This is a genomic window from Odoribacter lunatus (assembly GCF_943193135.1).
In the GTDB taxonomy this organism is placed as follows: Bacteria; Bacteroidota; Bacteroidia; order Bacteroidales; family Marinifilaceae; genus Culturomica; species Culturomica lunata.
In genome coordinates, this window is record NZ_CALPCZ010000040.1 from 1 (window position 1) to 13,281 (window position 13,281).

At 47.5% G+C, this 13,281-nt stretch carries 9 protein-coding genes; 6 read left to right on the top strand and 3 right to left on the bottom strand.

All coding sequences use genetic code 11. The features are described 5' to 3' along the window. Positions 1–693 (top strand): glycine rich domain-containing protein (locus NFR61_RS10495; RefSeq protein WP_251623845.1); only part of this gene is annotated, 693 nt, incomplete at its 5' end. A gap of 18 nt (positions 694–711) precedes the next feature. Next, positions 712–900 carry a hypothetical protein gene (locus NFR61_RS10500; protein ID WP_251623848.1) on the top strand — a complete coding sequence of 63 codons (189 nt, stop codon included), beginning with the start codon at positions 712–714 and terminating at the stop codon, positions 898–900. A gap of 622 nt (positions 901–1,522) precedes the next feature. Here the strand turns inward: NFR61_RS10500 and NFR61_RS10505 are convergent. Beyond that, positions 1,523–2,419 carry a diaminopimelate dehydrogenase gene (locus NFR61_RS10505; protein ID WP_251623850.1) on the bottom strand — a complete coding sequence of 299 codons (897 nt, stop codon included), beginning with the start codon at positions 2,417–2,419 and terminating at the stop codon, positions 1,523–1,525. A gap of 115 nt (positions 2,420–2,534) precedes the next feature. Between NFR61_RS10505 and NFR61_RS10510 the strand changes: the two genes are divergently transcribed. The 4 genes from NFR61_RS10510 (at position 2,535) to scpA (ending at position 8,830) form a co-directional block, all read left to right on the top strand. Then, the gene (locus NFR61_RS10510) at positions 2,535–4,130 is read left to right on the top strand and encodes a YfcC family protein (protein WP_251623862.1); all 1,596 of its coding nucleotides are present in this window, start codon (positions 2,535–2,537) and stop codon (positions 4,128–4,130) included. Positions 4,131–4,145: 15 nt separating this feature from the next. Then, complete coding sequence (locus NFR61_RS10515) at positions 4,146–4,667, top strand: 3'-5' exonuclease (protein ID WP_251623852.1); 522 nt, start codon at positions 4,146–4,148, stop codon at positions 4,665–4,667. Between the two features lie 118 nt (positions 4,668–4,785). Then, positions 4,786–6,660, top strand: a complete 1,875-nt coding sequence (locus tag NFR61_RS10520; RefSeq protein ID WP_251623854.1) for a methylmalonyl-CoA mutase family protein — start codon at positions 4,786–4,788, stop codon at positions 6,658–6,660. 13 nt (positions 6,661–6,673) lie between these two features. Beyond that, positions 6,674–8,830, top strand: coding sequence for a methylmalonyl-CoA mutase (gene scpA, locus NFR61_RS10525; protein WP_251623856.1), 2,157 nt, complete (start codon positions 6,674–6,676; stop codon positions 8,828–8,830). 49 nt (positions 8,831–8,879) lie between these two features. On the opposite strand, the gene NFR61_RS10530 is transcribed toward scpA, so the two are convergent. Both NFR61_RS10530 and NFR61_RS10535 read right to left on the bottom strand, forming a co-directional pair. Next, complete coding sequence (locus NFR61_RS10530) at positions 8,880–10,124, bottom strand: MFS transporter (RefSeq protein WP_251623858.1); 1,245 nt, start codon at positions 10,122–10,124, stop codon at positions 8,880–8,882. Positions 10,125–10,404: 280 nt separating this feature from the next. Beyond that, a partial coding sequence (locus tag NFR61_RS10535; RefSeq protein ID WP_251623860.1) for a glycine-rich protein occupies positions 10,405–13,281 on the bottom strand: 2,877 nt, incomplete at its 5' end.

The following is a 13,281-nucleotide window of genomic DNA, read 5'->3' on the forward strand; positions in this document are numbered from 1 at the left end:
AATGGAGGAGGGACACGCTCCAATAAATCTAATGGAAGGAATGGCGGGGGAGCTACGGATATTCGTTTAATAAAAGGGGAATGGAATAATTTTAACAGTCTAAAATCAAGGATTATTGTAGCAGGAGGAGGGGGTGGAAGTGACTATTATAATAGTTATGGATCCAATGGCGGAGCTGCTGGTGGTTTAAACGGATATAGTGGTAATTATCATAGAAAAATATATAATTATTCGTATACTGTTGCAGAAGGAGGAAGTCAAACAAGTGGAGGAAAAGGTGGCATTGGTATTAGTAAGGGAAAAAGTGGGAGTTTTGGTATGGGAGGCTGTAGAACAGAACATTCCGCTGGTGGTTCATATGGTAGTGGTGGTGGAAGTGGTTACTATGGTGGCGGATATGGACATTTTAACAATGGTATTGTCGGGTCGGGTGCAGGCGGTTCGTCGTTTATTTCCGGACACAGTGGGTGTGATGCCATTAGTGCTTCTTCGACATCATCCAATATAATTCATACAGGACAATCAATACATTATTCCGGTGTATCTTTCACAAATACAGTGATGATTGATGGTGCCGGTTATAAGTGGACGACAGCAAAAGGCAGCTATATCGGTATGCCGAATTTTTCGGGTACAGGCACGATGACAGGAAATACCGGAAACGGTCAGGTGCGGATTACCCCGTTGAACTAAAAGTGGAAAAATAGGATAATGGAGCAGTGGAAAAACCATTTTTTCCACTGTTCTATTTTTGCCAATTTTTTACTCCCAAAAATAAAGGATATGTTTTCTACTCAAAAAGAGTATGTTTTTGATGCAAAAAGAGGCTCTTTTTTACATGAAAAGGATATGTTTTTTCAAAAGGGCTATTTTTGGCCAAAAAGATATATGATTTCATGATGAAAAATATAGGTCTGCTTTACCCCCAAAAAACAGAAATAAAAACAATCCCATTTTAAGGGACAGTTCTTAACTTTTTTCTATACTAAATGTTTAATTAGTTTCTACTAGTCGTCATATAGGATTTTTACCAATTTTTTTGCTCAAAAAAAAACGATAGGTTTTCGACTCAAAAACGATAGGTTTTTGGTATGAAAATGATAGGTTTTTTATACGAAAACGATAGGTTTTTAAAAAAGGGGTATTTATTGGACGAAAAGCTACACGATTTCATGGTGAAAAATCGAAGAGGTAAGAAGACGGATTCTATCATAGAATTCCTCACAAATGTTGCAAATATTTTTGCCACGACCTTTGCTGTTTTAGATAAAAGTATTATCTTTGTATTCGATATGACCTCCCACGCTTCCCGTAGAACAGCGCACCTAGGGAGGTCTTCGAGTTTTTATATAGTATCTTAGTCCCGGCAGTGACTTCAAAAAGCATATCAAGGAATTACTCAAATCTGATTGCCGTTTACTCGACCTCAAAGATATGGGATTTCCAAAGTATTGGCAATCTCTTCCCGTTTGGCGAGAAAAATAGTAAACTTTGTGTTTTGTTAAGCTATTGATTTTGCTGTTTATACCAAATGTTTGATTAATTCCTGGCGGTCTCCGTATAGGAGGTCTATGACAGGAATTTCGATGAGGGTGTAGCATCCCGGTTTTTGCAACATGGCGGCTCTTGCGGCAGATACCATGATTTGGGCTGTCAGTGCCGGGTTGTTGATTCTCATGTTGAACTCGAAAAGCTGGTTTTGGGTTTTGCCCGATACGCCTTTGCGGGTGAGGTTTACACCGTGCCCCATGTCCAGCAGACTGTCTACGCTTTCTACTTGCAGTACGTGGGTTTCGTCGTTTACAAAATAGGGGTCGTCTTTGATGGCTTGTGCCACTTTCTTGAAATCATACCCGTCTTTCAGTTCGATATATACCATTCGGCGGTGAATGCCCGTACCGGTAGGGATTGTCATGGACAATGCTGCCTTTACGCCTTCAACGGCTTTTACGGCAACGGTGTGTCCCATGCTCATGCCGGGGCCGAAATTGGTATAGGTGATGCCTTTGGGGGCACAGGCTTCCAATAGTGCACGCACGACAGAGTCACTGCCCGGATCCCAGCCTGCCGACATGACGGCAACCCGGTTGTGTTTTTGTGCAATGGCGTGTAACCGCTGGTGCAATTCCGGTATCTGTGTGTGTATGTCAAAACTGTCTACGGTGTGAATGCCTTTGGCGAGAATTTCGGAGGCATATTCCTCCACCTTGCGGGTGGGTGTACAGAGAATGGCGACATCCGTTTCGCCCAATTCGCTGATATTGCCGGCAACTTTGTAAGGTTTCAGTTCGGCGGGGACATGGGAGGCATCCCGGCGTACAATTCCCGTAATCTCGAAATCGGGGGTTGTTTGCAGTGTTTCCAATACATACCTTCCGATGTTGCCATATCCTACGATGGCTGCTTTGATTTTTTTCATGGTAGTAGTTTGTTTGTGTGTTAATAGGCAAGCAAAATTGCGAATATTTTATAAGGCATCAAAAGGATTTGGGCGGTTTTTGGTATCTTCGCCCGATAAAATTTTGTGTATGCGCTTGTTGAAAAAAGTCCCTCATACGTATGCGATTATCGTATCGGTTATTTTGTTTTGTGCCGTGCTGTCGTGGGTAGTGCCTGCGGGAGAATATGAACGGCAGGTATCGGATGTGAACGGTGTGAAACGGACGGTGATTGTGCCCGGCTCGTTTCATCGGGTGGAGGCGGCACCCCAGACTTGGCAGGTGTTTTCTTCTTTGCTGAATGGCTTTGAGAAGCAGGCGGGGATTATTGCTTTTTTGCTGATTATCGGTGGGGCGTTTCAGTTGCTCAATAGCAGCAAGGCGATAGATGTGGGTATTCTTTCTTTTTTACGTTCTTCCCGGCGGCTGGAACGCTATCGGGTGATAAAAGCTATGGGCGTGGAACGTGTTGTTTTGGTCTTGGTCATGGTCTTATTCAGTCTGTTCGGAGCTGTTTTCGGTATGAGCGAGGAGACATTGGCTTTTGTCATTATTCTGGTGCCGCTGGCGATAAGTATGGGGTACGACTCCATCACCGGTTTGTGCATGGTGTATGTTGCGGCCCATGTCGGTTTTTCGGGGGCTGTACTGAATCCGTTTACGATAGGCATTGCGCAGGGTATTTCGGATTTGCCGCTGTTTTCCGGCTTTGAATATCGTTTGGCATGCTGGTGCATCCTGACGTGTTGTTTGATTGTTTGTGTATTGCGGTATGCCGGCAGAATAAAGAGGAATCCGGCGCGTTCTCCTATGTATCGGGCGGATGATTATTGGCGTAAAAGGGGGGAACAGGCGGATGTCCGGATTGAATACAAAGTCTTGCGCCGGAGCGTGTATGTATACTTTATATTGCTGGCTGCTTTGGTCGTGTTCTCTGTTTGTTATCCTTTGACGGAATTCCGTATCGGTTCGGTGGGTGTGAACTTTTGTGCCGTGCCGGCGGCAACGCTGTTATTTGCCCTGTCGGGCTGGTGGGGACTGAAAAAGTCGTTCCATTTTTTTATTCTGGTACTTTTGGCGTTTACGATTGTCTTTCTGATTATCGGGGTATTGGGGTACGGTTGGTACTTAAGTGAGATTTCCGCTTTGTTCTTGGCGATGGGTGTTGTATCCGGTTATGCCGCAGGGCAGAAAACCGATGAAGTTATCAAACTGTTTCAGGAAGGAGCGAAGGACATGCTTTCGGTGGCTATCGTGGTGGCATTGGCGGGAGGTATTATTCAGATTTTACAGGACGGAAAAGTGATAGACCCGATTTTGCATGCGTTGGCTTCGGGGCTTCACAAGGCGGGGAAGGTTACTTCCGTCGGGGTGATGTACGGTATACAGACATTGATAAATATTATTATTCCGTCCGGTTCTGCCAAAGCGGCCTTGACGATGCCGATTATGGCGCCTTTTTCGGATGTTGTGGGTATTTCCCGGCAGGCAACGGTGATGGCTTATCAGTTCGGCGACGGATTTACCAATATGATAACCCCAACGTCTCCCGTTTTGATAGGAGCATTGGGGATTGCCCGCATCCCTTATGACGTGTGGGTAAAGTGGTTCGGAAAATTATTGTTACTTTTTATTCTATTGGGATTTTTATTGTTATTGCCTTCGGTACTGTTGAATTTACCGGGATATTAGACGAAAATAAAGAAAATGACAAAGCGGTTTGCGGCAATAGATTTTGAGACGGCCAATTGGCAGCCTACCAGTGTTTGTTCGGTGGGAATTGTGGTGATGAACGGCGAGGAGGTAGAGGATAGTTATTATAGTTTGATACGGCCTGTGCCTAATTTTTACGGGCGGAAAAATACAAAAATACATGGCTTGTCGAGGAGTGATACGGATGATGCGCCGGCTTTTCCTACCGTTTGGCGGGAAGTGGCGCCTAAGGTAAAGGGAATACCGTTGGTGGCGCATAACTGTGTGTTTGATGAAAGGTGTTTGAAAGCGTCTTTTGCTTTGTTTGAGATGCCTTATCCTGATTACCGTTTTTATTGTACGTTGCGTTTAGCCAGAGAATATTTCAAAGGTTTGGAAAATTACCAGCTTCATACAGTTTCTGCCCATTGCGGGTATGTGCTTGAAAATCATCACAACGCTTTGGCGGATGCGGAAGCTGCCGCGGTGATTATGGGAAAGGTGTTGGGGCAATGTCCGGAACTTTTCGGGGAGTAATGTCGGATTTAGCCGTTTACATTACGGAAAAAAGGAAGTAAATAATTTTTTTAATCCCCCGAAAGGGTTAAATTTGTTCGTTTTTATACATAAACAGTTACAGTTAAATATATAAATTATGGCAGAAAAAGTGAATCAGAAGCTTTTCAGTGAATTTGCCCCGAACACTATGCAGGAGTGGGTGGACAAAGTTACTGTCGACCTGAAAGGGGCCGATTTCAATAAAAAGCTGGTATGGAGAACCAATGAAGGTTTTAATGTGCAGCCGATGTATCGGTTGGAGAACATGAAAGACCTGAAGAACCTGGATTGTTTCCCGGGGGAATTCCCTTATGTGCGCGGAAACAAGAAAGACAGCAACGACTGGTATGTTCGCCAGGATATTGTGGTGGAGAATGTGGCGGAAGCGAACAAAAAGGCGCTGGATGTCCTCAACAGAGGGGTTAATTCCTTGGGTTTTGTTCTGACAGACAGCAAGAATTTTACGAAAGCCGACATGGCTGCTTTGTTGAAGGACATCTGTCTGGAGTGCGTGGAAATCAACTTCGTTGCCGGATGCAAAAAATGCGCTATCGTGGACGCATTCAAGGCAGTAGTTGAAGAACGCGGTATCGCTCCGGAAAAGATTAACGGAGGCATCAATATCGACCCGCTTTCGGCCATGACATTGAAAGGAAAAGTCTGCTGCGAGAATCCGTACTCTTCTGCAAAGGAAAATACGGAGAAAATGGCAGCTTATCCGAACTTCAAGACGATTGAAGTGGGTGGTTACGTATTCAACAATTCCGGTTCGTCTATCGTACAGGAATTGGGATTCTCACTGGCTGCCGGCGTGGAATATTTGGACAAGCTGACGGATGCAGGCATGAGCATCGACGAGGTTACGCCGAAGATGCGCTTCCATTTCGCCACCGGTTCCAAATATTTTATGGAAATCGCCAAGTTGCGTGCTGCCCGTTATCTGTGGGCGCACATCGTGAAAGCCTACAAGCCTTCTTGCGACTGCAAGTGCAAGATGAATGTGCATGCCGAGACTTCCGAGTGGAACAAGACGATTTATGACCCGAATGTAAATATGTTGCGCACGCAGACCGAAACGATGTCGGCTGTGCTGGGCGGTGTGGATTCTTTCACCGTTCATCCGTTTGATTACGTGTACGAATGTCATCCGAGCGAACTGGGTGAGCGTGTTGCCCGCAATCAGCAATTGCTGTTGAAGGAAGAGTCTCATTTCGGTAAAATCGTGGATGTTGCGGGAGGTTCTTATTATATCGAGGAATTGACGCAGAACATTGCCGAGGCGGCTTGGAAATTGTTCCTGGAAGTACAGGAACAGGGCGGATATGTAGAGGCTTTGAAGAAAGGTTTCGTACAGGCTGCCGTGAAGGCTACCGCTCAGGCTCGTGACCTGGCTATCGCCCAGCGGAAAGAAAACTTCGTGGGTGTGAACCAGTTCCCGAATTTCAACGAGAAAATCGAGAAAGACATCTGCGCTTGCGTGCTGGAACCGGAAGATCAGACGGCAGAAGGAGCAACTATTGAGACATTGAAACCTTACCGGGGCACACAGGCTTTCGAGGCTCTGCGTTTGAAAACCGACAAGTATGCCGCTAAGAACGGTCGTCCGGTCGTATATATGTTCCCGATGGGAAATCTGGCGATGCGCAAGGCACGTGCCCAGTTTGCCTGCAACTTCTTCGCTTGTGCTGGTTTCGAGGTGAAAGACAACAACGGATTCAAGACCGTTGACGAAGGCGTGAAGGCTTGCTTGGAGAACAAGGCCGCTATCGTGGTACTTTGCAGTTCCGATGAGGAATATGCAGGATTTGCTCCGGAGGCTTACGAAAAGCTGAAAGACAAAGCCATCGTGGTGGTTGCCGGTAATCCCGAAAGCCGTCCGGAACTGGAAGCCAAGGGATTGATGAACTATATCCACGTCAAGAACAACGTATTGGAAGAATTGAAAGCTTATCAGGCTAAGTTGGGCATTTAAAAAGTAATACAAGATGAAACCGAATTTTAAAGATATAAATATTAAAGCGGCTGAAAAGGCTACCACCAATGCTGCGGAGTGGGAAAAAGCCAATCACATCGCCAAGAACTGGACGACTCCGGAGTTGATTCCGGTGAAACCGGTGTACACTGCAGAGGATTTGAAAGGTATGGAACATCTGGACTATGTTGCCGGTATTCCTCCTTATCTGCGTGGACCGTATTCTGCCATGTATCCCCTGCGTCCCTGGACGATTCGTCAGTATGCGGGATTCTCTACGGCAGAAGAGTCAAATGCTTTCTATCGTCGTAACCTAGCTGCCGGACAGAAAGGTTTGTCCGTGGCTTTCGACTTGGCTACGCACCGCGGTTATGACTCCGATCACCCGCGCGTAATCGGTGACGTGGGTAAAGCCGGTGTGGCTGTGGATTCCATTCTGGATATGAAGATTTTGTTCGACCAGATTCCGTTGGACAAGATGTCCGTTTCCATGACGATGAACGGTGCCGTGTTGCCGATTTTGGCATTCTACATCGTGGCCGGTCTGGAACAGGGAGCAACCCTCGACCAGTTGTCCGGTACGATTCAGAATGATATTCTGAAAGAGTTTATGGTGCGTAATACGTACATCTACCCGCCGAAATTCTCCATGAAGATTATCGCCGATATTTTTGAGTACACCTCCAAGAATATGCCGAAGTTCAATTCAATCTCTATTTCCGGTTACCACATGCAGGAAGCAGGTGCTACCGCCGATATTGAATTGGCATATACGTTGGCTGACGGTCTGGAATATCTGCGTGCCGGAGTGAATGCAGGTATGGATATTGATGCTTTCGCACCGCGTCTGTCGTTCTTCTGGGCTATCGGTATGAACCATTTCATGGAAATCGCCAAGATGCGTGCCGGTCGTCTGTTGTGGGCGAAGATTGTTAAGCAGTTCAACCCGAAGAATCCGAAGTCCTTGGCTTTGCGTACGCACTCCCAGACTTCCGGTTGGTCACTGACGGAGCAAGACCCGTTCAACAACGTGGGACGTACTTGCATTGAGGCAATGGGTGCCGCTTTGGGACATACCCAGTCGCTGCATACCAATGCGCTGGATGAGGCGATTGCGTTGCCGACGGATTTCTCTGCCCGTATTGCTCGTAATACGCAGATTTATATCCAGGAAGAGTCAACCATTTGCAAGGCCGTTGACCCATGGGCTGGTTCCTACTATGTGGAAAGCCTGACCCAGGAGTTGGTGGAAAAGGCATGGGCTCACATCCAGGAAATCGAAAAGCTGGGTGGTATGGCTGCTGCTATCGAGTCCGGTATCCCGAAATTGCGTATCGAAGAGGCTGCTGCTCGTACTCAGGCTCGCATCGACAGCGGCGAACAGACGATTGTCGGTACGAACAAATACCGTCTGGACAAGGAAGACCCGATTGATATTCTGGAAGTGGACAACACTGCTGTGCGTGAAGCGCAGATTGCTCGCCTGAAAGAGTTGAAGGCAAACCGGAACCAGGCAGAGGTGGATGCCGCATTGGATGCAATCACTAGATGTGTGGAAACGGGAGAGGGCAACTTGCTGGAATTGGCGGTAGATGCTGCCAAGAAGCGTGCTTCTCTGGGAGAAATCTCTTACGCATGTGAAAAAATTGTAGGACGTTATAAAGCTGTTATCAGAACCGTGAGCGGAGTATATTCAAGCGTTGCCGGCGAGGATGCCGACTTCGAGAAAGCCAAGGCAATGACCGACGAGTTTGCCGAACTGACCGGACGTCGTCCGCGTATCATGATTGCCAAAATGGGTCAGGACGGTCACGACCGCGGTGCCAAAGTAGTGGCAACCGGTTATGCCGACATGGGCTTCGACGTGGATATGGGACCGTTGTTCCAGACGCCGGAAGAAACTGCCAAGCAAGCCGTTGAGAACGACGTGCATGTGGTGGGCGTTTCCTCACTGGCTGCCGGACACAAGACGCTGGTACCCGCCGTTATCAACGAACTGAAAAAATTAGGTCGGGAAGACATCCTCGTGTATGTGGGCGGTGTGATTCCTCACCAGGATTACCAGTTCCTGTTCGATGCCGGTGCGATTGCCGTATTCGGTCCCGGTACGAAAGTATCGAAGAGCGCGATTCAGGTAATGGATATTCTTTTGCAATTGGCGAAGAAATAAATAATTATCCGGTGATTATAGAACGGCTGTCGGTTCCCGGCAGCCGTTTTTATATATCCTTGCCTTTCGAACGGGAGTATTGGCAGAGGCGGGGGCGGTAGTATTCGAAGATGCTTCCGGCGAGCAGGCAGGCGATGCCGGAAATGAGAATAATGACCGGCAGTCCGGTGTATTTTTCGATGAAGCCCAGAATCATGCTTCCGATGGGCGCGATGCCCGTAAACGTCATGGCCAGGTAGCCCATGACCCGCCCTCTCTTGTCCTCGTCCGACAGGGTCTGGAGCAGTGTGTTGATGGAAGCTACGGTGATGATGATGGAATAGCCTGCCGGAATGCAGACAACTGCCGCCATCCACGGGATTTCAATGAAAGAGAGCAACAGCAGAGTGCAGCCCAGAATCAGAGCGGCGAGCATGATGACTTTGGGCAGTCCGGCAACGCTTTTCCGGGCGGCTAAATAGATGGCCGCACTGAAAGAGCCGACACCTATACAGGATAAGAGTATGCCCAATAGTTCACTTCCGCCGCCTAAAATGTCTTTGACGTAAGCGGGCAGAAAGGTGATTAAAGGGAGACCGAAGAAACTGATGACGGTCATAAGGGTTAGAAGAGTCCGAATAGGTAAATGGTGGGAAACGTATTGGAACCCCTCTTTTAAGTCATATAACAGGTGTTGTTGCTTATATCGGGCTTGCTGGGAAGGCAGTTTCATAACCAGCAGGGCGATGATAACTCCTAAATAGCTGATGCCATTGAAAAGGAAACATATTCCCTCACTGATTAGTCCGATGAGTACGCCGCCGATGGCGGGGCCGAAGAGCCGGGAACCGTTGATGACGGCGGAATTCAGGGCAATGGCATTGCTGAGGTTTTCTTTGGGAACCAGACTCGGATAAAAGGCTTGGCGGGTGGGATTGTCTAAGGCGTTGATTAATCCGATGAACAGACTGAGGGCAATCAGATGCCATACTTCCACGAGTCCGCTTAACGTCAGCCAGGCCAGTAACAGCGCTTGCAGGGCGGAGAGCGTTTGGGTCACCAAAAGTATTTTATGTCGGTTAAACCGGTCTACGAAAACACTCATAAAGGGAGTGGCAAGCAGAATGGGAATTTGTGCGGTGAAGGTAACGGTGGCCAAGAGCAATACCGAATTCGTAAGTTTATATACCAGCCAGCTCATGGCGATTTGTTGCATCCATGTACCGGTAAGGGATACGCACATACCGGTGAAATAGAGTCTGAAATTCCGGCTTTTTAGAGAGACCAATATGTGCGAAATCGCGGTATTTGACACGGGTATTGCATTTTTGTCACGGCAAAGAAAATCAAAATACGTGAAGCATGCAATACTTCCGGAAAAGCCTTTTGCTTTTCCAAGAGGAGTGTATTCGACGGTTTTGTTGATTTTATTATGATATTTGAAATTTATGGTCGCTGCAATTTGCAGCGACCGATTTGTATCTGTTTTTTTCTTGCCGCGGTTTGCGGGAACAAATCCGCGACTGTTTTTGTTAAGCCACTAACAGCGGATTAAATTTTCAACAAATTTTCCGCTATTGGCAGTTGTCTTGAGGTTAAGGAACAAACGGTCTGATTCTGACTAAGCCGTTTCCGGATTTATTTCCGTTACTCATATAGGGATTCCGGAAGACGAATCCGCTGTAATGGTTGGGCTGTCCTGTTGGAGTTAAGTCTCCGTCACCTGTAATGGCGTTGCATCCCGACATTCCGGATACAAAGCCTGAACCACCACCACCACAATTTCTAGCAGCAGGGGATGCACCATAATAACCGCCGCCTCCTCCTCCGCCGCCACATGCATTATTCCCACCTTTTCCTCCATCTGCGCCTGATCCAAAATAAGTAGAACTGCCGGTCTGCCCCCCACCATAGGATCCGCCTCCCCATATACCTCCTCCGGATCCAGCGACTTGATTTTTTCCTCCTCTTGCTCCGCCACCTCCGCCAGCAACCATGATTCTGGAGTAGAGATTACCGGGGACTAAACGGATGTCACTGGCGCCACCACCACCTCCACCGTTATCATCCGTGTCATCATCACCTCCCCAGCCTCCACCATTTGAACCATACCAACCGCCTCCACAATATTTACTACAATTTTTTGCCGCGTCGCCACCCTTTCCTCCTACATATGCATAAAAGGTAGTCGGAGAGGTTAATACGAGTTCGCCGTAGCTGTGTCCACCTTTACCGGGAGTACCCGGAGCTTTTTTATCTACATAGCCAATTCCTCCTTCTGCTCCCCAACATTCCATGACGTACTCTCCTGGGTCAAGGGTAATGGAACTTGAGCCGACTGGAAAATCGCGTTGAATGATAAGTTTCTTTGTGTATTCTATTCCCGGACATTTATCCGATGATACTGTAACATTTGTCCAGAAAACGGAATTTTCAGTCAAACCAGATACAAGTCCCTGATCAGAAATGGATATACCTGCGGGGGGAGTTTCCAATGTCCAGTGTGTTTGCGGCATGATTCCCCATGTCGAATTTACCGTAAAGGAGGGATAGACATTGGTGTAATACTCTTCTTCAATGGTCCAGGGAAGAGGTGCTACATACACGTTTGCTTGGGTTTCGGCTTCGCCTATGGCACAGGTGACTTTTCGTTTGAATTTATATAATTTATAGCTGGAATATGGATTGATAAAATCAGCATATTTTAAGTCCGCCCCGGCTTCACCTTCTATTAATTTCCATAAATAACCGTTGTCTTCACTCACATACCATACGTACGATAGTTTTCCGATGCTGTTGTTCGGCAGCACTCCGGTCAGTTCCATGTTTGTTCCTACACAAATTGTATCTGTGCTTGTCCCGTTCGGACACAGGATAGCTCCTCCGTCAAATCCGGTGGTGTTGAGCAGGCTGCGTGCTCCGCGGAATCCGACGGTGCTGTCCCGCTGTGTTATGGCTGTAAAGTAATTTCCTTCGACAAAATTTCGGGCGGAGGTGCGTAATAGACTATCGGGGCTGTTGAAACAACCGCCTCGAATGGCAATTGCTCCGACGTACATAGGCCAATAACCGGAATAAATGTCTGTAGCCCCGTCAGTATATAATTCCCCATTGCCATGAGAGTAATAGAAATCATTGGCGATGAATGATGCCCCGGATATTGCATTGAAACACATTTCCCACAGGTTTCCACTCATGTCCATGGCGCCCCAGTAGGTAGCGCCTGATTGGGATTGGTTGGTGGAGGCAGTGGCAAACAGTCCGCACCGTACAGGTCCGTTGAGGTGGTTGCCGCTATTGACGTTTTTATTGTTGTTTGTTGCTTGTTCGCGTTCATCTCCCAAATAGAGCAGGTCGGAAAGTCCGTTTAAGGAATTGACATTGCTATTGGTATTCCAGGCGTATTCTCCTTTTTCCGGTAATTGCGGATAGGGGCGGCGGCAGGCTTTTTCGTATTCCAGTTCGCTTATCGGGCGCAAACCGCTCCAGTCGCAGTATGCGAACATGTCGTATGGGGAGAGGTAATTGCAGGCGAGAGTCTGCCCGTCATCTTGGGAGAAAAGGTCATTTGCCGGATTAAGGTTGTTGCCGAATACGGCGGGAGCACCTTTCCCTTTTTGTTCGATGAAGACGATGCCGTTCCGGTTATTGGGGCGGTTTCGATCACCGAATACATATTCCCCGCGCTTCATTTGCTCAAAGTTGTTATTGGTCACGTGCGCTTTTTGTTGCGTTAGGGTGAGGGCGTTCAAAAACTCTACATACTGCTCCTGGCTGGTTTCGTATTTCATGAGGTAGAATCCTGCGTAGCCTTTGGGGTAATTAACTCCTAAATAAACGGAAGGAGAATAGTTTTTTGCCGTTAATGTTAAGGCATTTTCGGAATCAATGAAATGGGGAGCAGTGTCTGCGACGGCAAAACTTTTCCAGGAATACGCGTCCCCGAGGTAGTAACTGCCATAGGGGATATAAACCATTTCAACAGCATGGACGGCAACATATATGGACTTAAAATCGCTACCGAAGTCAGAGACGGGAAGCGAGTTTTGAGGATTGGCATTGATAATCCATTTAAGTTGTAGTCGTGCATTTACCCGACCTTCGGATATGGCATCCCGCATGAGATATACGCCGGTGACTTTGGTACTGCTGCCGGAACCTGTTTCGCCAAACATGAAGGTGTATTGGCCGCCTTCGTTCCCGCTTTGGGGCATGGCTTCGTGTCCTTCGCGGGCGAGATAACCGTGATGCCAGGATTCGGTGGCTCCTCTTTTCTTGTATTTGAGGAATATCCACGCAGCGTCCCAATTGAAATCATCCCGCCAGGAGTTGTCCCACGAGAGGTTCAGTTCTACAAAGGCCGTATCGCCGACGATATTGACAACACGGGGTTTGCCCGTTATACGGATGTTGTTTCCCCATACGGAAGTGAATCCGAGGAGAAACAGTAATGAGATAACGATTTTCCGTTT

Bases quoted from the DNA above. Each gene is read 5' to 3' on its own strand.
- NFR61_RS10500 (WP_251623848.1), top strand. From the start codon at position 712: ATGGAGCAGTGGAAAAACCATTTTTTCCACTGTTCTATTTTTGCCAAT.
- NFR61_RS10505 (WP_251623850.1), bottom strand. From the start codon at position 2,419: ATGAAAAAAATCAAAGCAGCCATCGTAGGATATGGCAACATCGGAAGG.
- NFR61_RS10515 (WP_251623852.1), top strand. From the start codon at position 4,146: ATGACAAAGCGGTTTGCGGCAATAGATTTTGAGACGGCCAATTGGCAG.
- NFR61_RS10520 (WP_251623854.1), top strand. From the start codon at position 4,786: ATGGCAGAAAAAGTGAATCAGAAGCTTTTCAGTGAATTTGCCCCGAAC.
- scpA (WP_251623856.1), top strand. From the start codon at position 6,674: ATGAAACCGAATTTTAAAGATATAAATATTAAAGCGGCTGAAAAGGCT.